Source organism: bacterium (genome assembly GCA_040755755.1).
Taxonomy (GTDB): Bacteria; SZUA-182; SZUA-182; order DTGQ01; family DTGQ01; genus DTGQ01.
In genome coordinates, this window is record JBFLZW010000045.1 from 30,619 (window position 1) to 56,228 (window position 25,610).

Below are 25,610 nucleotides of genomic sequence, written 5' to 3' on the forward strand. Positions count from 1 at the left end.
TGGATACTCTCAATGACAACTTTCAAAACAGGGTGGATACTCTCGATGAGAGCTTTCAAAACAGGGTGGATACTCTCAATGACAACTTTCAAAACAGGGTGGATACTCTCGATGAGAGCTTTCAAAACAGGGTGGATGCTCTCAATGACAACTTTCAAAAAAAGATTGATGCTCTCAATGACAACTTTCAAAACAGGGTGGATACTCTCGATGAGAGCTTTCAAAAAAAGGTGGATGCTCTCAATGACAACTTTCAAAAAAAGATTGATGCTCTCAATGACAACTTTCAAAAAAAGGTGGATACTCTCAACGAGAGCTTTCAATGCAAGATTGATGGCCTGGCCGCTGATTTCCATCGCTGGACCAGTATCCTGGCGGAGGATTTCCAGCATAAGCTGGATATTGTGATTGAAGGCCATCAGATATTGAATGAAAAAATCGATCGCCTGGAAAAAGGCCAGATGGAGCTTTCCGCCAGGGTTGATAAACTGGAATTGATAAGCCTCAGACTGGAACAGCGACAGGCAAAACTGGAACAGCGACAGGCCAGTCTTGAGCAACGGCAGGCTGATCTGGAACAAGAGATCAAGGCGGTAAAAGAAGAATTAGGAAAGAAAATTGATGCGGTAGCTGCTGACCTCGCTGCCCACCGGACCGATACTGAAATACATAAAGCAGGCTATCGGGTATGTGACAACAAGGATTACAGGACCTGATAACTGCTTATGCTTGTGATAAGCATAGTTGGTTACAGCGTAAAAACTCAAGAGGCAAACACTCTGGGGTGTCTGCCCCTTTCTCACCTCCCATGAGTTAAAATTCCCGCTACTTCTCCCCAAGCTCTTTCTTGAGGGATTCGAGGGTGTTTCTCTTGGCCTGTTCTACAGATTCTTTGGCAGCCTGGGCTGCATTTTCAAAATCTTTGGCAGTGATATTCCTTGAATCTCCCATATTGTCAGATAGTTTACCACACCCGCACGTATAGCACATAGTCTTCACCTCCCTTCCCCAGCCAGTTTTTGGATATAAGCCAGATGCTCCCTTTGGTGTAATCACCCCGCTTTCCAAGTTCATCATTCTATCGGTTTTTTTCTTTAAAAGAAACGGCCATTTCTCCTCAAAATAGAGAGATCAACCAATGTCTTTGTTTTTTCCGACAAAGAGTAAGAGGCCGGGCGTGAAGACTGCATGGCCCTCTCCGGTTGTTGCTTTTAACTGAAATTTGGGATAGACTGCTACCGAGCAGGTTATTGCTTCGGCTTGGAGAAAAGTATAACCTGATCCTGAAAAAGTATAACCTTTAAGGGAGAGAATATAATGGAGGATGCAAGATCATATCTGATTGATGAACAACCAGCGCCTGACCTGCTCCCTTACCTGAAAGGGAGAAGATCTATCAGGAAGTTCAAACCTCAGTCTGTGCCCCGGGAGTTGATTGACAAGATCATGGAAGCGGGCACCTGGGCACCTTCGGCGGGTAATGTCCAGCCGTGGTATCTCTATCTTATTTTTAACCGTGAGCTAAAACAAAGGCTCGCTCAGGCGGCTTTAGAGCAGCGGTTTGTCGGAAAAGCTCCTCTGGTCATTGTGGTCTGTGCTGATAAAAGCCGGGCCCAATCAAGCTATGGGATACGAGGAGAAACCTTATATTGTATCCAGGATACTGCCTCGATGGTCCAGAACATGCTGCTTGAGACATTCAGCCTCGGACTGGGAGGCTGCTGGGTAGGGGCATTCCGGGAGGAAGATGTAAAGGCGGCTCTGGATATGCCTCACCATCTGCAGCCTGTGGCCATCCTGCCCATCGGCTACCCTGATGAAAAGCCCGGTCCGCGAACGAGACGAGATTGGCGGGAAACAGTGAAAGTTATCGAATAGGGGTTTTTCGGATAAGGCGAAAACGGCGACCAGCATGGTTCATTACTTCATTATCTTATGCTGAACCGGCCGTTCTCCTGGCAAATGAAACCCTCTTGCTGCAACTGGTCCAGGCTTGTTTTTACCTTCCGGGGATTCATATTCACCTCCTGCATGATCTCACTTTCGGAAAGGTTTGGCCTGGCAAGTAAAATCTTCAGGATTTTTCCCCGCACCTGCCGGTTGGAGCCCGCAAAAGGTGACTGGAGCTGATAGTGAGCGCTTTTCCTGTTCGGATTCCGGAGTTCTTTTTTCAGCTTAACTCCATAATCCATCAGTGCATAATACCATTGCCGGGGATTGGACGGATCCAGGGTTTGCGCGACCAGGGGAAGAATCTCAGCATCTTTGACCTTGTCCCGATGGGTGAAAAAGAAATGGATAAATACCCGGCGGATGTTGGTTTCAATAAAAACTGCGGGCTTGTTGAAGGCAAAAGCAGCGATTGCCGAAGCTGTCGGACGGCCGATTCCCGGCAAGGTTACCAATAATTCCACATCTGAGGGAAGATTTCCGCCAAACTCTTCCATGACCATCCGGGCGGCTGACTTCAGGGACATTGCCCGGCGGTTATACCCCAAGCCCTGCCACAGGCTCAGTACCTGGTGAAGAGGCGCGCTGGCAAGTGAGGCGAAATCGGGAAAGGTAGCGATAAACTGTTCATACTTTTGCGCGACTCTCTCTGTCTGCGTCTGCTGAAGCATGATTTCCGAAACCAGAATGTGGTATGGATCGTGGGTCATCCGCCAGGGGAACGAGCGGGCATGCTCTTGATAATAGCTGTAAATGACCCTTTGAAACCTGCTGATGCACTCCGGGGTTAAACCGTTTTCGCCCGGCAGGCACTCGGTGGGTAACTTCATTTTTCTCTCCGGGTAGGTATAGTCAAGAGGCTTTAGGATGGATTTTACGTGTCGTTCCGTCCGGCCAGGGCGGCTTGATATCCGCTGTCTTCAGGCAGATTGGCCCGTGCGGCAGCCGTAGTGGCTAACTCATCGCAGCGCTCATTTTCCGCCTGACCATTATGCCCCCGAATCCAGCGAAATTCCACCGAATGGAGCTGAAGCAGTTTCAACAGCCGCTCCCAGAGGTCGGCATTCGGCACCCGCTCTTTCTTGTCCCGCACCCAGCCAGTGGCTTTCCAGCGGTAGACCCATCCCTTGGTTATGCTGTCCACCAGATACCGGGAATCGCTGGTGAGAATGACCCGGCACTTTTCCTTGAGAGCCTCAAGTCCGGTGATGGCTGCCAGGATTTCCATCCGGTTGTTGGTTGTTCTCCGGAATCCTCCGGATAGCTCCTTGCGGTGCTCCCCGTAGCGCAGGATAACCCCGTATCCCCCTGGCCCCGGATTGCCGGTGCAGGCCCCGTCAGTATAAATTTGCACTTCCTTCATAACCCTTCTTCCCTCTCCGGCATCACGCCTGATGGCGTGATGATGCCGATGGTGATGATGCTCATGGTGACGATGATGATGCCTCCGGCGGGATCATCCTGAAAGGTGATCCAGCCAGAATATTATAACTGCGGGGGCCACAGGTAAGCAAGAGGTCCCACGCTGAAAGATTATCGATAAATTCACCCCACAACTGGGGATAGACCGGATGATGAAACCGGAAATACTGAACGCCAATTCCTGCCTTGGCAAAAGCCTCCTCCTGGATAAATTTCCGGGCTTCGTATTGGGCGAGGTAGGTAGATGCCTTGAGCCTGTGGCAGATTTCAATCAGCCGCTCGTTCCCGGTGGCCTCCACTGCCAGGGATGAGCTGAGCTGCATTTCAGTGGGGACTGAGAGGGAAGTCTTCAGATAGTTGATGATCCTCAGGTTAAAATCAGCCAGTCCAGAGATTTTCCGCCGATAGGTCTCTTCCCAAAAAGGCCGGTGGTCCTCCCAGTAAGGAGCGTGGGCATAAGCTGTGCTCAGGCTGGCCAGGTGTTTCCTCGGCCAATCCTCGTCGTAGCAGATCTGCACCTCATTGATTTTTTGCAGCCCCTTTCCCTTTCTCCATACCGGAATGGTGAGCCACAAGGTCCCCTGATGAAACTTGAACCGGTTTCTGCTGACCCAGGTGGTGCCCCGGGGAAACTGCACATCATCCAGAAGGACCAGAAGGTCGCAGTGCAGGGCTTTAAAGAAAAACCCCAGCCAGGGGGAAAAGATTAGTTGATGAGTTGATATGATCATGGGGGCTGTCCTTCTGGTGATTGCAGGGAATCAGATATTATTTGCATACTCTAGTGTGAAAAAGTATTATTAAATTTTTCGATAGATATTTACCTTGACAATCCCAATAGCCTTTAGATATACTCTAAAATTAGAGTTATAATGGCTATGCAAGACGTCTAATATAAGACTATAATATATCTAACAATGTATTGTATATGCTTGAAAAGAATATTGCAAGTCTTAATTAATTATCCTAAATTCAACATCGAGGCTTAAAAAAGTAAGAAATAACAATTATTGAATTTAGGATAATTTTAGGATAATTAATGAAAGAGAGATCATGAACGAATATAAGGATGATTTGCCAAAATATAGAAATCCTCCTGTGGTAGAAGTTGCTCTTGGTGTATTTTTTGAAGATATTAAGAGTATGAAGTTACCACATTCTGGAGTTTTTTGGCAGAAAATTCGAAAGGAATTTCCTCGAGTTACTCATGCAGATCCATTAGGTATTTTAGAGGATGATATAACGAAGCTACCACTGCCACGTGTTTGGTTCATTAATGAGCATGAAACAAATCTCATCCAATATCAAACAAACTGCTTTTTTTTTAATTGGAGAAAAATCCCTTTTGCTGAAAAATACCCACGGTATTCTACTGTCAAAAAAGCTTTTGAACGGTATCATAATCTATTTATAGAATTTCTCCATGAAAATAACATGGGAAAGATCAGTTATAAGCAATGTGAACTTACATATGTAAATCATATTCCCAAAGATAATATTTGGAATTCTCCAGCAGACATTAACCAGATTATGCGAGATATAATATGGACAAAAAATGAGAATCGTTTCCTACCTGAACCGAAAAGTATCCAGTGGTTTTCAATATTCTCTTTGCCAGATGATTTTGGAGAGTTGAAAATATCACTAAAGCATGGAAAGCGAATATCAGATGATTATCCACTTTTTATACTTGAAATTTCGGCTAAGGGATTAGGTGGGGATCGTACTCCAGAGAGAATATCTGAATGGTTCGATTTAGCACACGAATGGATAGTAAATGCCTTTGCGGACATAACGAGCGATGATATGCAAAAAAAATGTTGGCTTCGGCAATCAAAAACTAAAAGGAGAAAATAAAGCATGGCGACTGCAAGCATTGAAAATGCTGTCCATACGTTTGCTTACCAACCTCCTTTTGAGTGTATCAGTTCCAGAGAGTATTCATATTTCAATAAAGAATGGACCCGACCCTTAGAGAATTTAAAGTTAAAGTCAAAGTTAAGACACAAAGCACGACGGTCGCAAGAAGAAGAAACATGGACGAGTACTAATACAGAATACGAAATAGAAGAGAGAAAAGACCCTTTTGAAGTGCTTGATGCTCAATTACCTCCAACAGATAAGGTTAAAAGAATAATTAAAATTGAATATGCAAGATGCATTAGGGTGCTTCCATACAAAGATCGTATATTGAATCGACTTAAGTGGCTATTAGATGCTACCTTGGATGAACCTGAAGCAGAAAATTACCTTAATCCTGACTCTGTGAATTTATTTTTGGAATTCATGAGATCAAAAGAGAGGTTAAAATATCCTGATATCATTTTATCTCCATCAGGTAACGTTTCAACGTGTTGGCGGATAGATGCGAATCGAAGCCTTTGTATTGAATTCCTCTGTGGACAATCCATTAGATTTGTTGTTTTCATTCCTAATCCCCTTCGAACTTTGCGTATTACTGGAACTATTCCGATTAGCATGTTGTGGGATACTTTGAGACCATATAATGTTGAACAGTGGATTACAAATGGTCGATAGTCGTGAGCTATCTCATTCAGAGCATATAGCTCGATATTGTAAGCCAACATCATTAACTGAAGACAAGCTACCTACGTGGTCTTCCTTCTGCCTTCGGTCAGGTGAATTATCACTCTCAGTAAATTGGTTAGAATTTCTTGATCCTAACAACAGAGACACTGCAATAGAAAAGCTTCGACAAATTTTTACTAAAAAATTTACTGGAGGAGTCAGTGCCAATGCCAAATTGGCTGTTTTGAATGTAGGTGAAACGATTACTCATGTAAGCAATGAGAACGGTCGTTTGTTAAAAGTTTTTCAGGAGCCACTAGATAACGATCCTTCCCATTGCGGTATACACAACCTCCCAGCAACAGAAGAAGAAGCAATGCTCATTGGCATGCTCATTGCCGAAAAGGTATGCGAACTTTATAGTGCTCGAAGCTGAGAACCCTGTAACTTAATATCAGGAATAAATCTCTAAACGGATTCATTTTATTTCACCTTCTTCAATAATTTTTCCTCCAGTAACCTCAGCACCTCCCGGCAAAACGAAGTTAGAGTATCATCACGGGCACCCATGACCAGCACCGTATCACCGGGCCTGGTTTCCTCGACCAGGGGTTTCAGCAGGGATTGCCGGTTTTCGCCGTATCGTGCATCTCTCCCTCTTGCCTGAATGGCCTGGGCAAGGTCCTGCGAGGAAATATCGCGGGTAGTGGTGCCCCCGGCATAGAAGATTTCGGGCAGAAAGATTACGTCCTGATCCGAGGTCCCCGAAGCCAGTGAGTCAATCAGCTCTTCCCGGAAAAACCGGGTCGGGCCAAAGCCGTGGGGCTGGAAGAGGACGATCAGCCTTGATTTCAGCAGGCTGGCGGCCTTAAGGGTAGCGGCAATCTTATCGGGATTATGGGCAAAATCATCAATCACCCGGATTCCCCGGACCTCGCCGATCAGGTCGAATCTGCGGCTGATCCCCTGAAAATCAGCCAGTCCCGCTGCAATATCGGCCATTGGCACGCCCAGATAGCTGGCCGCGGCTATGGTGGCCAGGGCATTGGCGATATTGTGGAGCCCAGGCACCCGCAGGCGAAAGGGTTGTCCCTGGCACTTGAAGGTACTGCCGAAGGGTTCCAGGTTGATCAGATCGGCCTGATATGCCGCATCGCCCGATGCAGCGGATACGTTCGACGCAGCAGATAGCATGCCGGTCGGCGCACCCTTCAGGGAGAAGGTAATGGTTCGGTCCTGATCCAGGGTTAATGAGGCGATGTTCGGGCAGTCTCCATTGACCACGATCTTTTCTCTGGTCTGGCTGGCAAAGGTCTGGAAAAGCTTCTTGAGCTCAGGAATGTCTTTATGGTCTTTGGAGATATTGGTGATAATGGCCAGGGCGGGACAATAATTGACGATCGAGCCGTCACTTTCGTCGCTTTCGGCAACGAGCGTATTCGAGGAGCCGGAGCGCATATTGTTTGGCCGCCCTCCACGCGGGAAGTTCTTCATGGCTCCGCCATTGATGATGGTCGGGTCCCGGCCTGCCTGGGTCAAAACATGGCCGAGCATGCCGGTGACCGTACTTTTGCCGCTCGTTCCGGCAACGGCGATTCCGTAGCTGTTGTTCAGCAGCTCTGCCAGGATCTCAGCCCGCTTCCGGACAGGGATGTTGAGCTGCCGCGCCCTGGCTACATCCGGGATGCTCTCTTCCACGGCTGTTGATACCACCACGGCCTCAAGATCCTGGTTCACTCCGCTGCCATCCTGGGGAAAAAGCTGAATGCCGCCTGATGAGTGAATGCCGCCTGATGAGAATGGTGAGAATGGTGAGAATGATGAGAGCGATGAAAGCCAATCGAACAGGGGTAAATTCACTCCAAGATCGTAGCTGCGGTCCGAGCCGCTGACTTTGTTTCCCCTGCCGATCAAAACCTGCGCCAGGGCACTCATACCGCTTCCTCCCACCCCGACAAAGTGATACGAAGACATAGATTACATCCTCCATTCCTGCTAACCGGTCCTGTTGGTCCTGCGATTGGAATCGCGTTTTTCAAGCAGTAATATTAACCGAGTACACGTGGCGATAAATCCATGGCCAGTCAGGCTCGACCAAGAGATCGCGTGCGGTATTTGGTGGGGCAAAAAAGCAGCCCCACCCTACATGTTCTCGCTCCCTTTCTCATGGGGGATAGCCATCCTCCACTCCCTCGTTTTCCTTTGGGGGGCGAAGGAGAATTGGGCCAGTGTATCCTGTATTGCACGAAAAGCCAGGTCCTCAGTCTGTGCCCGCAAGTTTACGGCATGAGGGCCGATAACGCCCCACATATCGGGATCAGTGACTTTATACAGGGCTATGGTTGGTGTGCCCAGAACTGCGGCCAGGTGGCTTGCTCCTGAGTCATTTCCGATATAAAGCGATGCACCGGCCTGCAACCGGCCCAATTCCTCCACATCATGCGGCCGCTCGACCCTCTCTCCGGACAGATACCGTGCCATATCCTCACCTTCTGCCGGTCCCAGAATAAATCGCACTTCGGGAAAACCCTGCTGCCGCAATTCATCAGCCAGGTCACGGTAAAATCGCGGAAGATAGTTCTTGGCCGGGCTGCCGCTGCCCGGATGAATCAGAGCATACTCACCCCTCCTGATATTCAAGGGAAGGCAAAAAGAGCATTGAATCTCATTAACGAAAAGCCTGCTCTCATCAGAAGGAAACGAGGTGGAGACCTCGACAGGAAAATATTCCCGGACAGCCAGACAATGATAGACAGCCACATGCACCCGTTTTTGAGGGAAGGGGGGAATGAGGGCCACGGGAAGGCGTGCGGATTTTCTCAGCAGGTCACGCACTGCCTGCCCCTCGGCAAGCCAGAGCACAGCCCCTATTGGCGAGCCGAGCACGGCGGGGATGCTGCGGCCATCAAAAAGACCGCTCATGCCGGATGATTCGGCATGGCAGCAGGTGTCAAGGAGGCCCAGTCCGATAGCCAACCGCATATATTCAGTGCGGCCAAGGCCGACAAATTGCACATCCGGCAAACTCTGTCTGAGGGCATAAAGTGCAGGCCAGGTTAGAATAAAATCACCAAGTGCCCCGCGATGACAAATCAGAAACCGATCCATAAGCCAATACTGTGTCTTTTCGTCAGAAGAAAGGAGTCGGTGACGAATAGAGAACCATCGATACTTCTGAATTCTGACTCCTGAATTTTCCCATACTTACTATAGCAGAAAGAGAGTATAGCAGAAAGAGAGTATGAAGTATAGTCCGATTCCTGACGATAAATCAACTACAGAGGCTATCATACCGGAAATAGTTAAAAATCGTACTTGACAAATTTCTTTAAATATTTTTATAGTATGAGGGGTATAAAGCACGTGAATCAACGCTCTGTGCTTAAAACCCGAAAATGCATTACCGTATGCATTAATGTACTCGTGATGTAATACAGGCAAAAGGATATCTCATGACCACGAAACGTGGGTATTACGGTTGTTTCGGCGGGGCTTTCATGCCGGAAATTCTGATAGCGACGCTGTCTCAACTGGAGAAGGATTTTTATGCGGCCAAAAGCGATCCCGGCTTCTGGTCTGAATATACCTCCCTGATGTCATCGTATTCCTGCCGCCCTACGCCTCTGACTCTGGCTGAAAATCTGACGCGCTACTTCGGAGGGGCCAGGATCTATATCAAGCGGGAAGACCTGAACCATACGGGAGCGCATAAAGCCAATAATGTCATGGGGCAGGGTCTTTTGGTCAAACGGATGGGGAAAAAGCGGGTCATTGCCGAGACCGGTGCCGGTCAGCATGGAGTGGCCACCGCCACCATGGCCGCCCGGTTCGGGCTGGACTGCACGGTGTATATGGGAGAAGTCGATGTCGAGCGGCAGCGGCCTAATGTCTTCTGGATGGAGCAGTTGGGAGCAACGGTGGTGTCGGTGAAGGACGGCTCCCGCACCCTGAAGGATGCCATGAACGAAGCCATGCGGGACTGGAGCGCCAGTATGGAGACGACCCACTATGTACTGGGCACGGTCTGCGGTCCCCATCCCTTTCCGGAGATGGTCGCCTATTTTCAATCCATTATTGGCCAGGAAGTAAAGCAGCAGATGCTCCAGCGGGAAGGACGGCTGCCGGACCGGATATACGCCTGTGTCGGCGGGGGGTCCAATGCAGTTGGCATATTTACTGCATTTCTTGAAGACAGGCAGGTGGAACTGCATGGTGTCGAAGCCGGGGGGAAGGGATTGGCAAGCGGACATCATGCCAGCCGCCTCGCTTCCACGGACGCGCGCGTGGGAATTGCTCAGGGGTATAAGACTTTCTTTTTACAGGATGAGGAAGGACAGATGAAGGAAACTTATTCCGTAGCTGCCGGACTGGATTATATAGGAGTGTCCCCGATATTGGCCAACTTGCGAGAAACCGGCCGGATCCAGTTCCACGCAGCTACGGATAATGAAGTAATTGAAGCGGTGAGACTGACGATGAAAAAAGAGGGTATCATTCCTGCCCTTGAATCTGCGCATGCCTTTGCCTACGCTTATCGTGAGGCCCCAACCTTGAGTAAAGATACAATTCTGGTCATCAATCAGTCCGGGCGGGGGGATAAAGACATTTTCACCATAGCCGATGCTCTGGGGGATGCCAAGTGGAAGGAGTTTATCATCAAAAAGGCCAGGGGGTATGAATCTCACTGAATATATTCGGGAAAAAAGAAAAACCAAAGACATTCTGTGCATGGCCCATCTGGTGTGCGGGTATCCGGATTTTGCAGCCAATAAGGAAGTCATCCGGATCATGGTCGAGATGGGTGTCGATCTGATCGAGCTTCAGATACCCTTCAGCGAGCCCACCGCTGACGGCCCTATGATTTTAAAAGCAAATCAGCTTTCCCTCCAGCGGGGAACCCGGGTCAGGGATTGTCTTTCCCTGATGAGGGAGGTATCAAGCCAATATCCCATTCCCTTTCTCTTTATGACTTACTATAACATACTTTTCAGCCGCGGTGTGGATGCCTTTGTTCAGGAAACGCGACAAGCCGGGGGAGTGGGGTTCATTATTCCGGATATTCCGCCTGAAGAGGGCGAAGAATATTTCAATGCCTGTCATAATAATTATATCTCCCCTATTCTGCTTATGACTCCCACCACCAGTCCGCAGCGGCTGAGTCTGATCGCCGAAGCTGGTGATGGGTTTTTCTATTGCGTAGCCCGCAAAGGAGTGACCGGGGCACAAACTCATCTGTCACAGGAGACCGATGAGTTCATCCGTCGCTGCCGGAAGGTGACGGATTTACCTCTGGCCATGGGCCTTGGCATCTCCCGGCGGGAAGATCTCGACTACCTGCGCGGCAAGGTGGACATTGCTGTCATCGGCAGCGCTATTCTTCGTACCTTTGAACAAGGAGGATACCAGGCGTTACAGAGTTTCTTGGAAAAATTATCCTAAAGGAGTCTTGGAAGCAGGGAGGAAAGAGTATCCCTTTCCGGCTTTCAGATTCGCTCGTGCAGACCGACGATGAGGACCTCTTAGGGGCAGGGAATCTCTACCCTGGATTTCATGTCTCATCCAGGAGCCGCCGTCTTCTGGCTGGGAGTCGATACTTTGGAGATGTTTTGGATAATCCCATAAAGAGAGTTTGGAGAATGATCAGAAACGAAAGAAACAATTTTGTGACTGCGATAGAAAAGTTGATCATGAAAGAGGAAGTAAGGAAGGACCTCCAGTCCTCCAGTCAACGAATCCTGGCTGAACTGCCTTCAGGATTGCTTTGGGAGTGGGATGACCGGTTTGATATACCCCTTTTGGTCTTTCCCAGAGATATGGAGGAAGAAATCGGTGCAGTAATTCATCGCAACTTTCCTAATCAGTGGGACCTCAATTCCATCAAAACGGCACCGCCGGTCATTCGAAAATTATTGGATAAATCCTTTGGTATCCGAGTCGGGCAAAGGGTGTTTGCCACGGATACCAATCAAGAAGCGTTTCTTTTCGCCTTATATTGGCCATGGGAAGACGGGGCTACAATCTCCCTGCGAATCAGCGTGACTGGAAAAGGAATCATAGGGGCCGACCAGGAAATGGTTGGAGAATATCTTCGCCAGTGGTTTCGGCTGTAGTGATTTGGTTTCAGTTGTAATAGGTTGCCCTTAGACGGTTTCGACTTTCGACGATCTGTGAATTGAATACGTGAGGATATCCTGCCCCGGGAAAAAGAGGGACAGGATATCCTTTGCAATGCATCACCCAAGCCTGTCCGTGTGAGTCTTCTTTACTCCCCGCTTCCTGAGATCCCGTATCGTTCCATCTTGTTTCGCAGGGTATTGCGGTTGATGCCGAGGAGGGATGCGGCCTGGACTTTATTGCCGGAGGTTTTGCGGATAGCCCGGTCGATCATTTCCTTTTCCAGGAGGGATATGGCATCGATGTCGGGCCTGTCTTTCACGGTGGTGGTAATCAGATCGAATACCTGGTCCAGCAGGGGGTCAAGACTCTGGGTCAGGTCTGCCCTGACCGGGAAATCGCTCTCTCTGGCTGACCTGATCTGGTCGGGAAGGTCCTCGATCAGGATCTCGTTTCCCTTGCAGATTACGATGGCCCTTTTCAGGACATTTTCCAGCTCTCTGACATTTCCCGGCCAGTGGTAGGCCAGCAGCAATTCCATGCACTCGGGCCTGATGCCGACGATATCCTTGTGCAGCTCTTTGGTGAAGCGGGAGAGAAAATAGTGAGCCAGAAGGGGGACATCCCCTTTTCTCTCCCGCAGGGGAGGAAGGTACAGGGTGAGAACATTCAGCCGGTAGTAGAGGTCCTCCCGGAACCACCCTTCCCGGACACCCTTTTCGATATGCTTATTCGTGGCCGCGATCAGCCGGACATCCACGGTGATGTTTTCGGAGCTGCCCAGCCGCTGGATTTCTCCTTCCTGAATTACCCGCAGGATCTTGGCCTGGATATGGATCGGCATATCACCGATTTCGTCAAGGAAGATCGTCCCCCGGTGGGCCTGCTCAAACCGGCCGATCCTTTTATATTCCGCGCCGGTGAAAGCGCCCCGTTCATGACCGAACAGCTCGCTTTCGAGGAGGTTTTCCGGGATAGCGGCACAGTTGATGGAGATAAAGGGGTAGTTACTCCGGCGGCCATGATGGTAAATGGCCCTGGCTACCAGTTCCTTCCCTGTGCCGCTCTCTCCGATCAGTAAAACATTGACGTCCCGTCCGGCGATCTGGCCGATTGTTTTATAGACATCCTGCATCCGGGCGGAGTCTCCGATAATGCTTTCTCCAGCCCAGTTCTTGTCATTGAAGGGCGGACAGGAAACCGGGCTCTTGGCGGACCTGGCCACTTCAAGGGCTTTTTGGATGGTTTCCCACATCCTGGCCATGTCAAAGGGCTTTTGAATATAATCATAGGCCCCCAGTTTCATCGCCCGGATAGCCCGCTCGGTGGTGCCGTGGGCCGTGACCATGATGGCCAGAAACTTCGGGTTCTTCTGTTTGATCGCTTCCAAAAGGTCCAGGCCCGACAGTCCGGGCATGACAATGTCAATCAGGGTCAGGTCAGGTGACAGCCCCTGTTCCAGAAGGTCTAAAGCCTCCCGGCCATTGCGGGCTGTCACGGCCTCGAATCCTTTCTCCTCGAATATTCGTTTCAGGGAATACCGGATTCCCCGGTCATCATCCACAATGAGTATGGTCTCAGGCATGGTAGTGTTTCCTTCAATACGTTATTGTTTCCTCAATCAAACAGTCGAAGCTGCATCAGCCGGGTGAGGACCCATCAGGCAGTATGAAGCCAGGGGCAGGATAACGGAAAAGGTAGCCCCTTTTCCTTCGGCGCTCTCGACTTCTATCTTCCCCTGGTGATCTTCGATGATCCTTTTGGTAATGGACAGGCCAAGCCCGATTCCTTCCTCTTTGGTAGTGAAAAATGGCTCGAAGAGTTTCGCCCGGATAGACTCCGGGATCCCCTGCCCATCGTCCTGGAACGAAATCCGCACCTGGCTCTCTTCAAAGGCAGTGGAAACTTTGAGTCTGCCTCCACCCGGCATGGCCTGCATGGCATTGAGAATCAAATTCAGAAAAATCTGGCGCATCTGCTCCCGGTCAGCCAGAGTGCAGGGCAGGGGCACAAGGTTCTGGTCCACCTCCACCTCCTGTTCCATAAGCTCATGGGAGAGCAGAAGGAGTGTATCGGCAATAAGCCGGTTGAGATCGACCCGTTCCATTTTCGGTTTGCTTGGCCGGGCAAAATCGAGAAACTGCTTGATAATCTGGTTAATCCGCTCGATTTCATTTTCAATGACCTCAATATCATCTCTGCGGATATCTTCCGGTGAAAGCCGCTCCATCAGGGAATGGATCAGAATCCTGATACTGGTCAGGGGATTCCTGATTTCATGGGCCACGCCTGCCGAAAGCTGGCCCAGGGCGGAAAGCCGGCTCGATTGAATCAGCTGCTCCTGGGTTTTTTTGAGGTCCTCGGTCGCTTTTCTGACCCTCTCCTCCAATTCCTCATTGAACAGCCGCAGTTCCTGATAGAGCTTGGCATTCTCGATAGCCAGGCCCGCCTGATTGGCAAAAGTGATCAAAGAGTCAACCTTCTCCTTGGTGATCATCTTGTCGCTCAGGATATAATCAGCAGTAATGGCTCCCATCACCCGGTCCCGCCCCTGGAGGGGAACAGCCACAAAGGACCGCAGGTTAAACAGCGTCTTAAGCTCACGGTTTACTCTGGGATCATTCCGGGCATCCTGGATGATGTAGGCTTTTCTTTCCGAAACTACCTTGGCCAGAACGCTTCCCTTGCTATCCAGAGGCAGGGCTATGGTTTTGATTTTCTCCTGCTCAATGCCTACCGCCATCCTGCATTCAAGGATATTCTCTTTCTCGTTGATCAGGTACAGGCGCACCCGGTCAAAACCGATGCTGTGCGTGACCCCTTGCAGGATGAGATGCAAAATCTCCTCCAGGTTCAGGCTGTGCATGGACTGACTGATTTCGTGAAGGATGGACAGTTCCCTCACTCTTTTTAATTCGGTAAAAATAAGGTCCTGCTTCTTGTGAAATTCATCGCACAGAGGATACGAACATATCCGGTACGCACTGTAATCCAGCCCCCTGGTTTCCTCTTCAGCCGGGACCCGAAGTCCGATGGTTTTATCGACGATCAAAAACATTGCCAGGGACACCCCAAATCCCCAGGCAAAAACTGCCGCCGCTCCAACGGCCTGAACAGCGAGAAGTTTCCATCCTCCGCCGAAGAAAAGGCCGTTTAAGGGTATGCCCAGGCTGTTCATGCTGAATTGCGCCCTGGCAAAAAGACCGACAGCCAGGGTACCCCACAGGCCGTTGATCCCGTGAATGGACAGAGCGCTGACCGGATCATCCAGCCGGATCTTTTCAAAAAACTCAACCGACAGGCCAAGAATCAGGCCTCCGACAGCACCGACCAGAAGCGAGATGCCAGGGCTGACCAGGGCCGCGGTAGCCGAACTGGTGACAAGACCTGCCAGAATCCCGTTCAACGTCAGGCTTATATCCGGTTTTCCCGTAAACAGCCAGGTTGCGGACATGATGGAAGCCACCCCCCCCATAGCCGCAAGCAGGGTATTCCCGCTGATCAGGCCGATAGCCGCCGGATTATGTGCCGAAAGGATACCGCCGCCCGTAAGCCCGAACCAGCCGAGCCACATGATGAATGTTCCAAGGGCAACCAGGGGAAGATTATGCCCTGGCAGGGGAACGGGGGCTCTGTCGTGATCGTATCTGCCGATCCGGGGGCCAAGAACGATGACTCCGGCCAGGGAGACCCACCCTGCCAGGGAATGAACGAGCGTGGCCCCGGCAAAATCGGTCATGCCCAGCCGGGAAAGCCACCCGCCACCCCGCATCCAATGCCCGGCCACCGGATAAATGAGGCCGCCGATCATCAGACTGTAGAGTATCGAGCCGATAAATTTCGTCCGCTCCGCCAGGGCCCCGGAGGCAATGGTAGCGGCTGTTCCGGCAAGGACAACCTGAAAGATCAGACCGGCAAACAGCCGATTGTCGATTCCATCCCCGCCGGTCTGCATACTGCGAAGAAAAAAACCGGATGCTCCGAACAGGCCAAAGCGGGTCTTTCCAAACATCAGGCCATAGCCGATCAGCAGAAACACCATCGATCCGATGCTCAAGGTGGATATATTCTTCATCACCACATGGCCGGCATTCTTGGCTTGGACGGAACCAGCCTCAACAAGCATGAGGCCGGCCTGCATGAGGAAAATGAGAAAAGCCGTCAGCAGAGCCCAGATCGTGTCCAGGACCTGGCCGTCAGGGAAGGCCCCTCTGCCCTGCTGCATCGCCCCGGCAGAAAGCGGTGTTAGGAGGAGCACAAGAAAAAACAGGGCTCCTATACTCCGCTTTGTGCCATGATTCGTATGGTTCTGAAAAGACAGCATCATTCCTCCATTATAGCCTGTCTTCCTCGAAAATCTCAAGTGAAAGATGAACTTCTCAGATGTCCCCCATCTTGCTGAGGAGCATCCCATATACTCCTCCCCCCTAAGGTTCAATGCTATTAAGAGGTAGCGGAGTTCATGCCCGGAGTTCAGGGCAGCACTTTTCCCCCTCGCCCCTGAAGGGGAGAGGCTGGGTGGGGAATAATGGTTATTACCAACTTTTCTCTCGAGAAAAGGTAAATGGGGAGCATCTGGGGAAATGGCTGCAAAAATGACAACCTGGCAGTGACACTCAGGCGAACACGGCAGCTCCGCCCCCGCAAGATTCTCACATGCTGATTTGCAGCCTTTGGATATTTCTGGCCAGGCCGGTATTCGACTCGACATCAATCACCACGCCATTCAGCCGCAGGTCAGTTTTGGCAACCTGAAACTTATACGGCATCTGGGTCAGGAACTTTTGGATGGCGATATCTTTTTCAACTCCGATCACCGAGTCAAAGGGGCCGGTCATGCCCGCATCGGTTATATAAGCGGTACCTTTGGGAAGGATCGTGGCATCGGCAGTCTGGACATGGGTGTGGGTGCCGATTACCGCGCTGACTTCCCCGTCCAGGTACCAGCCCATAGCCTGTTTTTCCGAGGTGGCCTCAGCGTGAAAATCCACAATGATAGTAGTGCACTCCCGCTGTAACTCTGAAGTTTTGGACACGGCTGTCCGGAAAGGGCAATCCAGAGGAGCCATGTAAACCCGTCCGGAAAGGTTCAGTACCCCGACCTTCTCTCCATCCCCGGTTGTATAGACTTCGGCAGAGTGCCCCGGTGCTTTCGGATAATTGGCAGGCCGAAGCAGCCGCCTTTCGGTGGAAATAAAATCGAGGATATCCTTTTTATCCCAGATATGGTTCCCTGAGGTAAGAACATCGATTTTTTCCTCCAGGAGCTGCTGCGCGATCTGAGGGGTTATCCCCAGGCCGCCGGCTGCATTCTCACCATTGGCAATGCAAAAGTCGATCTTATAATCCCGTATTATTTCAGGGAGTAACCTGCGGACTACTGTCCGTCCACCCTGTCCGATAATATCACCGATAAAGAGTATTTTCATAGAGGCAGCGACCCGTTCCTGGTTGAATGATTTTGGGGGAAGAAAATAAAAAAATGGGAGCAGGAAAACGTGCTCCTCCTGCTCCCACAGATGAGCGTGTTATTTAGCGTATTCTACAGCCCGGGACTCCCTGATCAAAGTGACTTTGATCTGGCCTGGATATTCCAGTTCCTCTTCAATTTTTTTGGCAATATCCTTGGCCAGGGTTCCCAGATGGTTATCGGAAATCTTTTCCGGTTCGATAATAACCCGTATCTCCCTTCCTGCCTGAATGGCATAGGCGCTCTCGACCCCTTTGAATGAGGTGCCGATTTTTTCCAGGTTCCCCAGTCGTTTGATATAGGTTTCCAGGCTCTCTTTGCGCGCCCCGGGACGAGCCGCAGACAGGGTATCAGCCGCCTGAATCAAAACGGCGATTACCCCTTTTGGCTCTTCATCCTCATGGTGGGAGGCAATGGCATTAATGACCTCGGGAGGCTCATTAAACTTTTTGGCCAATTCCGCACCGATCTTGGGATGAGAACCTTCCACCTCGTGGTCCACGGCTTTGCCGATATCGTGCAGCAAACCAGCCCTCTTGGCTAAGGGTACATCCACTCCCAGCTCTGCGGCCATAATGCCTGCCAGGTAGGCAACCTCCTTGGAATGCTGCAAGACATTCTGGCCATAGCTGGTCCGGTAGCGCAAGCGCCCGATCAGCTTTACCTCTTCCGGGTGCAGGTTATGGACACCCAACTCGAAGGTTGTCTTTTCTCCCTCTTCCCGGATGGAGTTTTCAATCTCTTTCTGACACTTGCCAACTACTTCTTCGATTCGGGCCGGGTGTATCCGGCCATCGACGATCAGCTTTTCCAGGGCATTTTTGGCCACCTGCCGCCTGATGGGATCATAGCCGGAAATAATCACGGCTTCCGGAGTATCATCAATGATCAGGTCCACTCCGGTAGCCATCTCAAGGGCCCGGATATTGCGCCCTTCACGGCCGATAATCCGTCCTTTCATCTCGTTGTTGGGCAAATCGACCATAGACACCGTAGCTTCCACCACCTCATCGGCTGCATACCGCTGAATGGCCAGACTGATAATCTCCTTGGACCGCTTATTTGCCGTCTCCTTGGCCTCTTCTTCGATCTTCTTGATGAACCGCATGGCTTCATGCCGGGCCTCGTTTTCCATCTTGGCGATAAGCATGCTCTTGGCTTCTTCAGAGCTCATGTTGGAGATTTTTTCCAAAATGCTCTTTTGTTCCTGAATGATCGTCTCATATTCACTGACTTTCTGACTGAGCTCCTTCTCTTTCCCGGCCACGGCCTTGGATCTGGTGTTCAACTCCTGCTCTTTTTTATCCAGCAGTTCAACTTTTCGGTCAAGGTTTTCCTCCTTTTGGGAAAGCCGCTTTTCAAGTTTCTGTAATTCTGCCTTTTTCTCTTTGGTTTCCCGCTCAAATTCCGCCTTTGATTGGTATAACCGGTCCTTAGCTTCTAAAATTGCTTCTCGCTTTTTGTTATTTGCCTCTTTTTCAGCCTCAGCAATAATTTTCTTGGCCATGGCCTCAGCGTTCACCAGTTTGCTTTCAGAAAATTTTTTGCGGATAACATATCCAGCCAAGAGGCAGACAGCGGCGATTGCAATCATCAAAATAACAGAGATCATTCCTCCACCACTAATCTTACTCACCCCCTTTTAACTTATGAAAGCTCTCATATCCTATAGAGAGCCAAAAAACCTTACCTTTTCTTCCGTGATTACCATATTCATGAGAATATCGTGAGGCGCACAAGGGAGTTCCTTTTGCATCTGCAATTCAAAGGCAAGGCCGATCAACTTTTGGTGCTGCTCCACACTGCCGAACAAACGGTCGAAATATCCTCCTCCATAACCTAATCTTACTCCTCTGTCATCAAAAGCGACTCCCGGTAAAATGAAGAGATCAACCTGCTCGGCCTGTACTGGCCGCAGGTGTTGAGGCTCCATAATACCATAAGTAGAGGGAACCAGTTCATCAAAGCTTTCGATCTCTGATAGTATCAGCCGGTGATGACCCACATCCACCACCGGGACAATTACCTTTTTGTTTACCTTCAGGGAGTAGATAATCATTTCCCTGGTCATAACTTCACTGGTGAAAGAAACGTAGATCATTATTGACAGAGCCCTGGAGAAATCAGGGGTTTGGATAAGCTGCCCCATGATGAGCTGACTCTTCTCCTCCCGCTCCGATGGGGGGATTTTGTTTCTTTGAGCAAGTAATCTCTTGCGGATGATCTCTTTTTCCCTATCCATAGGTAAATAGAATGGGTTCCCTGAACGATGATTCATAAGACTGAAAAATATGGCTTTTGGCCACTGGTCACTGAAACTGATTTTCTCAAACAGACTGCTGAGTTGTGGTCATCAGCAATAGAATACCCGGGGAAGGAATAATAATACCGCAGCGAGGTCTTGTGAGGTATGGGATATTTATATTGGCTGTCAATCAGTCCCCCCGCTCCTACCGTGTAGATTGAGAGTTTGAACCTGGGTTACCAGGTGGGTGCCCTCTTGAGTGTTTCAAGTATCCCTTTTATATGAAGGGCCTGCTTTCCACGCTCAAAGTCGGACTCCCGTTTTTTTTACTGTTGGCTCAAAACCTTCAAATCCATCACCTGTATAGCAGGGGTTCCAAAACATACTATATCATTTTCAAGATATGTTTTCAAGATAAGAAAAAAATCCTACCGAGTAAAAATATCTATGTATTTTAGTAGAGGAGCATAAAGGCATTTCCAGTGCCCTTAATTGACTGATCTCAAATATTATTCTACCCATACAAGACCACACCCATCATTACAGCCTTGGCGATTTAGTATTCATTTGCAGATAATAAAGATTCATCCAGCAGTTTAAGGATGTTAGTGCTTTCTTCCTCCATCAAATTTTGGGTTTCTTCAAGCTGCCTTCTTACCTTGAATAATTCTTCAGTTATATTTAAACAGGCTAAAACAGCAACGCTCAAAAGTGGCATGTTCTTAGCTTTATGCCTGATTCCTTCGATCTTGGCATTGATAAATTCGGCCAGTCTGCGCACTTCATGAGGTGAAATATCACTTTTAATGGTGTATTCCTCCCCCAGAATCTCGATGGTCGTTTTCTGACTGAGCTCTGGCATGGCTGATTACCTGCTGTATTTCTTAAAAACCTTTCAACTCTTCAATCATCTGGTCGATCGTTTTTTGCAGGGCTTCCCGATCCAGGTGAAACTGCTTGTTCTCACGTTCGAGAGATGAAATGATCTGGAGCTTTTTTTGGGTTTCCTGCAGCTCGACTTCCTTCTGCTTTATGATCAGCTCATATTCGGTTATTTTTCCCTTTAACCACAGGTTCTCTTCCTGCAACCTTCTGACTGATTCTGAAATCTTCCGGATTCGAAGCTTTATCTGAGCGATCTTATCAGCAGGCATACAATAGGATAATGTTACCCCCGCAGAGAAGCACTGAATTTTTGACTGAGACGATCGATAATCTTTTCATGAACAGCATTGACCTCCTGATCGGTCAGGGTTCTGGTCAGTGATTGATAGGTCAATGATAATCCAAGACTCTTTTTCCCAGCCGGAATCTGCTCTCCCTGATACAGGTCAAAAAGCTGAATTCCCTGTAAAATGTCGATCCGCATCTGTCGGATGCTGTGTTCGACCTCCTGATAGGGCACATCCTCGGAGATAATCAGAGCCATATCCCGCGAAATCGAGGGATACCTCGGAATGGGCTTTGCCATGACCTGTCCCGATGGCCTCAGAAGATCTACCTGAGCTTCGATGGCAAATACTTCTTTGCCGATGTCGAAACGCTCCAGAATGTCCCCGCTGATTTTGCCAAGCGATCCGGCCACCAGCGATCCGACCATCAGGCAGGCTGACAGAGGAGAACCGAGCCAGGGAGTCTGCCTGGGCGAAATGGTGTAATTTTCAACTTTCAGCCCGGCCAGCAGGGCTTCGACCAGCCCTTTCAGATCAAAGAATGTCAGGGAATCGGATTTTCCCTTCCACGATCGGGGCTCCCGTGTTCCCTGCATAACCAGAGCCAGCATCATTTTTTCCTCCGGCGAGGATCCATCGTTGCCAGGGAAAAAACATCGGCCTAATTCAAACAACCGGATATTATCCATCTGCCGGTTCAGGTTGTAAGCCACATTTTCGAGCAGGCCGGGTATGAGGGATGTCCTCATGGCATTATAGCCCTCGATCAGCGGGTTTCGAAGATTGATTCTCCCTCCGGATGAGGGGCATAAAGCCGGAAAGTGATCGAGAATCTGGCTGGAGATAAAGCTGAAATTAATCGACTCGCAAAATCCCAGCCCTGTGAGAATGTTTCTGATTCTGGCCCCGGTATCTTCAAATTGTACTTTCTGATCAGAAGGAATAGCGCCGCATGGCAGGCTCACCGGGATATTCTCATAGCCATAAATCCTGGCTATTTCCTCGATCAGGTCAATTTCCCGCTCAATGTCCCAGCGGAATGGAGGAACCAGAACTTGCAGGGTATGCTCATCTTTCTGAGAGATTGAAAAATCAAGGCTGTGCAGAATCCGAAAGACTTTCTCCGGAGGAACGTCAATTCCCAGAATCTTTCTGACCGCCGGGAGCCGAAGGACGATAGTTCGGGGACTAAAGACCCGTGGGTAAATGTCCACAACTCCTCTGGCCGCAGATCCTCCTGCCACAGCGAGAATCAATTGCGTTGCCCGGTTCAGGGCACAAACCACCCCGTCAGGATCGATTCCCCGCTCGAAGCGGTGCGAAGCCTCGCTGTGAAGTCCGAATTGACTCGCTGTCCGGCGGATCTGCACCGGATTGAAGAAAGCACTTTCCAGAAGGATAGTTTTCGTCTGGCCGGAAACTTCGGTATTGGCCCCACCCATTACTCCGGCCAGAGCAATGGGCCGGTTGGCATCGGCAATCACCAGGTTTTGGGGAGTCAACTGCCGCTCGACAGTATCAAGGGTGACGATTCTCTCTCCTTCCCGAGCCCGGCGGATGATGACCTGCTTTCCTTCGATCAGGTCGTAATCAAAGGCATGCAGCGGCTGTCCCCATTCCATCATTACCAGATTGGTGATATCCACCACATTGTTGATGGAGCGAAGGCCGAAGGATTGTACCTGCTCGGCGAGCCACCGGGGAGAGGGGCCAATGGTGACGTCCGAAATTATCCGGGCCGTATAGCGTGGACACAGGTCTGGATCCCTGATTTCGATCGACACGAGGTCCTGAACCGGTCCTTCCTGTTCGGGAAAATCGATTTTACTTTCTTTGGGTTTCACTCCGGTCAGGGCAGCGATTTCCCGGACGATTCCCCGAACCGACAGGCAGTCACCGCGATTGGGGGTCAATTCAATCTCGAGAATCGTATCGTCAAGCCCCAGGTAGGAGACAACTTCCTCACCGATTGGCGCATCAGCGGGCAGGATCATCAACCCTGCCGATTCCTCGCTGAGACCAAGCTCTTTTTCAGAGCACATCATGCCCTCTGAAACCACTCCCCGCAGTTTCGATCTTTTGATAACCAGTCCTGCGGGCAACCGGCAATTGGGGAGGGCCACAGGAACCTTATCACCCGCCTTCATATTGTGTGCGCCGCAGACAATAGTCGAAATCCCGGCTCCGATATTAACCTGGCAGACCGTCAGCCGGTCCGCCTGGGGATGCGGATCGATGGTGAGAATCTGGCCAATGACACAACAGGAAAGCCCCGATCCTTTTTTCTCAAGAGAACCCACTTCCAGACCAGCCATCGTGAGCTTTTCAGCAAGCTCTTCGGGATTGAGGGGACAGTCGATATAGCGCTGAATGAGTTTATAACTGATTTTCATGATTTCCCGGTCGTTTTATTTTGAACCACGAAACACCCAAGGACATAACCCTTCTTTTTCTCTGTGCCTTAAGTGTCTCTGTGGTTTCTTTTGCCTTTCTAAAATTGCGTCAAAAAACGCAAGTCGTTTTCGTAGAACAGGCGGATGTCATTGATTCCATACTTCAGCATGGTGATTCTTTCCACTCCCATCCCGAAAGCAAAACCCATGTAGGTTTCCGGATCGTAACCAACCGCCTTGAAAACCTCCGGATCGACCATGCCTGCCCCCAGGATTTCGAGCCATCCTGAATTGGAGCAAACCCGGCATCCTTTTCCCCGGCACATGACGCAACTGATATCGATCTCGGCACTTGGCTCGGTGAAGGGGAAAAAACTTGTCCGGAACCGCAGTTTTGTCTGAGGATCGAACATCTGATGGACAAAAGCGGTAAGAATCCCTTTCAGGTCGCTGAACGAAGAGGATGTATCTACCAAAAGCCCTTCGATCTGATGAAACATGGGGCTATGGGTTACATCCGCATCTCTTCGGTAGACCTTGCCGGGAGCAATAATGCGGATCGGCGGTCTGGTCTTCTCCATGATACGGACCTGAACCGGAGAGGTGTGAGTCCGTAAGAGAACGTCATCAGAGATATAAAATGAATCATGCATATCCCTGGCAGGATGTTCCTTGGGAAAGTTCAAAGCGCCGAAGTTATAATAATCGCTCTCGATTTCAGGGCCTTCTGCAATACCAAATCCAAGGCGGGTAAATATAGTGCAGGCTTCTTCCATGATCTGGGTTATGGGGTGCTTGTGGCCGACAAAGAAGGGAATCGCCGGCAGGGTCAGATCGATCAGCTCTTCCTCCCGCCCGGCAGCCTTTTGCTTCAATTGGGCAAGTTTTTCCTGCCATATTCCTTCAAGCAGTCCCTTGGCCTCATTGGTCAGTTTCCCGATTGCAGGTTTTTCATCTGCCGGTAAGGAACCGATCTGCTTGATTATCCGAGAAAGAAGCCCGTTGCGTCCCAGATATTTTACCCGCACATCCTCCAGTGAGGCGAGGTCTTGGACCGCCAGAATCTCGTTTTTTGCATCGGTTTGTATTTTTTTCAGTTGTTCAATCATGAATGTGTTCGGCTTTTACAGGGCTTCTTTAGCTACCCTGGCAAGCTCCGAAAAGGCGGATGGATCGCTGACCGCCAGATCTGCCAGAACCTTGCGGTTCAACCCCACGCCTGCCTTGGTGAGGCCATCCATCATCCGGCTGTAGGAAAGCCCATACAGCCTGCTGGCCGCATTGATTCTGACAATCCATAATTTTCGAAATTCTCTTTTCCGGGCCTTCCGGTCTCGAAAAGCATAAGCCAGTGCCTTGTTTACCGCCTCATTGGCGGTCCGGAACAGTTTGCTCTTTGCGCCCCGGTAGCCCTTGGCCATTTTCAGGATTTTATTGTGCCGTCGCCTGGCAACGACACCTCTCTTAACCCTTGGCATTCGAATAGTCTCCTTCTCTTTCAGGGATTATGCTGATGTTTTGATGGTAAGTCTTTAGAAAGGAATCCCCAGGTTGCTACTTGAAGGGAATCATCCTTTTGACCGCTCTGATATCAGAGGCAGACAGGTAACTGGCTTCCCTCAATTTTCGTTTCCGTTTCCTTGATTTTTTTGTCAATATATGACGGGCATGTGATTTTTTGGCCCGGATCTTGCCACCTGCGGTAACCGTAAACCGTTTGGCCGCCGCTCTATTCGTTTTGATCTTTGGCATCTGCTAAACCTTCCTTTTTCGGTTTTTCCTTCCTCTGACTATGATTCTTGGCTACCAGAAGCAAGGTCATGTTCCGACCCTCCTTTTTCGGTGCCTGCTCAATCGCCCCTTCCTCTTCAACCTCTTTGGCCATCCGGTTGAGAAGCTCTTCTCCAATCTCAAAATGCGTCATTTCCCGTCCGCGAAAAACAACAGTGATCTTTACTTTGTTACCGCCCAGGAGAAACTTTCTGACATGCTCCTTCTTGAACTGGAAATCGTGCTCTTCGGTTTTGGGCCGTAATTTAATCTCCTTGATATGGATGACCTTTTGATGCTTTTTGGATTCCTGGGCCCTCTTATGCTGCTGGTATTTGTACTTGCCATAGTCCATGATCTTGCAGACGGGAGGGGCGGCTGTCGGAGCTACTTCCACCAGATCCAGCCCGCGTCCTTCGGCCATTTCCATGGCCTTATCCAGAGACAGGATTCCGAGTTGCTCACCGCTTTCACTGATCAACCGAACCTCTTTGGCCCGAATCCTTCTGTTTACCATTACTTTGGTATCTTTTTCTATATCCTAT

General features: G+C 49.8%; 26 protein-coding genes and 1 other RNA gene. 8 read left to right on the plus strand and 19 right to left on the minus strand.

Translation table 11 applies throughout. The annotated features are described in order from the left end of the window. Positions 1-716 (plus strand): hypothetical protein (locus AB1611_14250; protein ID MEW6380753.1); only part of this gene is annotated, 716 nt, incomplete at its 5' end. A gap of 109 nt (positions 717-825) precedes the next feature. Here the strand turns inward: AB1611_14250 and AB1611_14255 are convergent. Then, positions 826-1,077 carry a hypothetical protein gene (locus AB1611_14255; GenBank protein MEW6380754.1) on the minus strand — a complete coding sequence of 84 codons (252 nt, stop codon included), beginning with the start codon at positions 1,075-1,077 and terminating at the stop codon, positions 826-828. Between the two features lie 240 nt (positions 1,078-1,317). Here AB1611_14255 and AB1611_14260 point away from each other — a divergent pair, with 240 nt between their 5' ends. Further along, complete coding sequence (locus AB1611_14260; protein MEW6380755.1) at positions 1,318-1,878, plus strand: nitroreductase family protein; 561 nt, start codon at positions 1,318-1,320, stop codon at positions 1,876-1,878. Between the two features lie 50 nt (positions 1,879-1,928). On the opposite strand, the gene AB1611_14265 is transcribed toward AB1611_14260, so the two are convergent. The 3 genes from AB1611_14265 to AB1611_14275 form a co-directional block, all read right to left on the minus strand. Beyond that, positions 1,929-2,780, minus strand: coding sequence for a winged helix-turn-helix transcriptional regulator (locus tag AB1611_14265; GenBank protein MEW6380756.1), 852 nt, complete (start codon positions 2,778-2,780; stop codon positions 1,929-1,931). A gap of 44 nt (positions 2,781-2,824) precedes the next feature. After that, positions 2,825-3,313, minus strand: a complete 489-nt coding sequence (rnhA, locus tag AB1611_14270; GenBank protein MEW6380757.1) for a ribonuclease HI — start codon at positions 3,311-3,313, stop codon at positions 2,825-2,827. Positions 3,314-3,374: 61 nt separating this feature from the next. Further along, on the minus strand, positions 3,375-4,103 hold the full coding sequence (locus AB1611_14275) for a WbqC family protein (GenBank protein MEW6380758.1): 729 nt from the start codon (positions 4,101-4,103) through the stop codon (positions 3,375-3,377). A gap of 322 nt (positions 4,104-4,425) precedes the next feature. On the opposite strand from AB1611_14275, the gene AB1611_14280 reads away from it, so the two are divergent. From AB1611_14280 to AB1611_14290, 3 genes are read left to right on the plus strand one after another with little or no spacing between them, the layout of a single operon-like run. Beyond that, positions 4,426-5,229, plus strand: a complete 804-nt coding sequence (locus AB1611_14280) for a TIGR04255 family protein (GenBank protein ID MEW6380759.1) — start codon at positions 4,426-4,428, stop codon at positions 5,227-5,229. Positions 5,230-5,232: 3 nt separating this feature from the next. Beyond that, positions 5,233-5,910 (plus strand): hypothetical protein, encoded by a 678-nt coding sequence (locus tag AB1611_14285; protein MEW6380760.1) that lies wholly within the window; start codon positions 5,233-5,235, stop codon positions 5,908-5,910. After that, the gene (locus AB1611_14290) at positions 5,900-6,337 is read left to right on the plus strand and encodes a hypothetical protein (protein MEW6380761.1); all 438 of its coding nucleotides are present in this window, start codon (positions 5,900-5,902) and stop codon (positions 6,335-6,337) included. Before AB1611_14285 ends, AB1611_14290 begins: the two co-directional genes overlap by 11 nt. 47 nt (positions 6,338-6,384) lie before the next feature. Here AB1611_14290 and AB1611_14295 read toward each other — a convergent pair whose 3' ends face one another. Continuing rightward, positions 6,385-7,875 carry a Mur ligase domain-containing protein gene (locus AB1611_14295; protein MEW6380762.1) on the minus strand — a complete coding sequence of 497 codons (1,491 nt, stop codon included), beginning with the start codon at positions 7,873-7,875 and terminating at the stop codon, positions 6,385-6,387. A gap of 168 nt (positions 7,876-8,043) precedes the next feature. Continuing rightward, complete coding sequence (locus tag AB1611_14300) at positions 8,044-9,009, minus strand: glycosyltransferase family 9 protein (protein MEW6380763.1); 966 nt, start codon at positions 9,007-9,009, stop codon at positions 8,044-8,046. A 344-nt stretch (positions 9,010-9,353) separates the two neighbouring features. On the opposite strand from AB1611_14300, the gene trpB reads away from it, so the two are divergent. The 3 genes from trpB to AB1611_14315 all read left to right on the plus strand — a co-directional run bounded on the left by trpB (position 9,354) and on the right by AB1611_14315 (position 12,011). Next, the gene (gene trpB, locus AB1611_14305; GenBank protein MEW6380764.1) at positions 9,354-10,589 is read left to right on the plus strand and encodes a tryptophan synthase subunit beta; all 1,236 of its coding nucleotides are present in this window, start codon (positions 9,354-9,356) and stop codon (positions 10,587-10,589) included. Next, positions 10,576-11,340, plus strand: a complete 765-nt coding sequence (gene trpA / locus AB1611_14310; protein ID MEW6380765.1) for a tryptophan synthase subunit alpha — start codon at positions 10,576-10,578, stop codon at positions 11,338-11,340. Before trpB ends, trpA begins: the two co-directional genes overlap by 14 nt. A 197-nt stretch (positions 11,341-11,537) precedes the next feature. Beyond that, positions 11,538-12,011 (plus strand): hypothetical protein, encoded by a 474-nt coding sequence (locus AB1611_14315; protein MEW6380766.1) that lies wholly within the window; start codon positions 11,538-11,540, stop codon positions 12,009-12,011. Positions 12,012-12,163: 152 nt separating this feature from the next. On the opposite strand, the gene AB1611_14320 is transcribed toward AB1611_14315, so the two are convergent. The 13 genes from AB1611_14320 to infC form a co-directional block, all read right to left on the minus strand. After that, complete coding sequence (locus tag AB1611_14320; GenBank protein MEW6380767.1) at positions 12,164-13,600, minus strand: sigma-54 dependent transcriptional regulator; 1,437 nt, start codon at positions 13,598-13,600, stop codon at positions 12,164-12,166. A 36-nt stretch (positions 13,601-13,636) separates the two neighbouring features. Then, positions 13,637-16,273 (minus strand): ammonium transporter, encoded by a 2,637-nt coding sequence (gene amt / locus AB1611_14325; GenBank protein ID MEW6380768.1) that lies wholly within the window; start codon positions 16,271-16,273, stop codon positions 13,637-13,639. A gap of 394 nt (positions 16,274-16,667) precedes the next feature. Beyond that, positions 16,668-17,444, minus strand: a complete 777-nt coding sequence (locus AB1611_14330; protein MEW6380769.1) for a TIGR00282 family metallophosphoesterase — start codon at positions 17,442-17,444, stop codon at positions 16,668-16,670. Between the two features lie 99 nt (positions 17,445-17,543). Then, positions 17,544-19,097, minus strand: coding sequence for a ribonuclease Y (gene rny, locus AB1611_14335; protein MEW6380770.1), 1,554 nt, complete (start codon positions 19,095-19,097; stop codon positions 17,544-17,546). Positions 19,098-19,151: 54 nt separating this feature from the next. Further along, positions 19,152-19,727, minus strand: a complete 576-nt coding sequence (locus tag AB1611_14340) for a 5-formyltetrahydrofolate cyclo-ligase (GenBank protein ID MEW6380771.1) — start codon at positions 19,725-19,727, stop codon at positions 19,152-19,154. 195 nt (positions 19,728-19,922) lie between these two features. Then, a non-coding RNA gene (gene ssrS / locus AB1611_14345) (6S RNA) lies at positions 19,923-20,106 on the minus strand. Positions 20,107-20,286: 180 nt separating this feature from the next. Next, positions 20,287-20,592 (minus strand): cell division protein ZapA, encoded by a 306-nt coding sequence (locus tag AB1611_14350; protein ID MEW6380772.1) that lies wholly within the window; start codon positions 20,590-20,592, stop codon positions 20,287-20,289. Positions 20,593-20,614: 22 nt separating this feature from the next. Further along, positions 20,615-20,884 carry a hypothetical protein gene (locus AB1611_14355; protein MEW6380773.1) on the minus strand — a complete coding sequence of 90 codons (270 nt, stop codon included), beginning with the start codon at positions 20,882-20,884 and terminating at the stop codon, positions 20,615-20,617. Positions 20,885-20,898: 14 nt separating this feature from the next. Further along, a complete protein-coding gene (gene pheT, locus AB1611_14360; GenBank protein MEW6380774.1) occupies positions 20,899-23,295 on the minus strand; it encodes a phenylalanine--tRNA ligase subunit beta in 2,397 nt (798 codons plus the stop codon). Between the two features lie 98 nt (positions 23,296-23,393). After that, positions 23,394-24,404, minus strand: coding sequence for a phenylalanine--tRNA ligase subunit alpha (gene pheS, locus AB1611_14365; GenBank protein ID MEW6380775.1), 1,011 nt, complete (start codon positions 24,402-24,404; stop codon positions 23,394-23,396). Between the two features lie 15 nt (positions 24,405-24,419). Further along, positions 24,420-24,773: a 50S ribosomal protein L20 gene (gene rplT, locus AB1611_14370; GenBank protein ID MEW6380776.1), complete on the minus strand. Its 354-nt coding sequence runs from the start codon at positions 24,771-24,773 to the stop codon at positions 24,420-24,422. Positions 24,774-24,849: 76 nt separating this feature from the next. Then, positions 24,850-25,047 carry a 50S ribosomal protein L35 gene (rpmI, locus tag AB1611_14375; GenBank protein ID MEW6380777.1) on the minus strand — a complete coding sequence of 66 codons (198 nt, stop codon included), beginning with the start codon at positions 25,045-25,047 and terminating at the stop codon, positions 24,850-24,852. Continuing rightward, positions 25,025-25,603: a translation initiation factor IF-3 gene (gene infC, locus AB1611_14380; protein MEW6380778.1), complete on the minus strand. Its 579-nt coding sequence runs from the start codon at positions 25,601-25,603 to the stop codon at positions 25,025-25,027. The genes rpmI and infC overlap by 23 nt, the downstream gene beginning before the upstream one ends. Positions 25,604-25,610 lie beyond the last annotated feature (7 nt).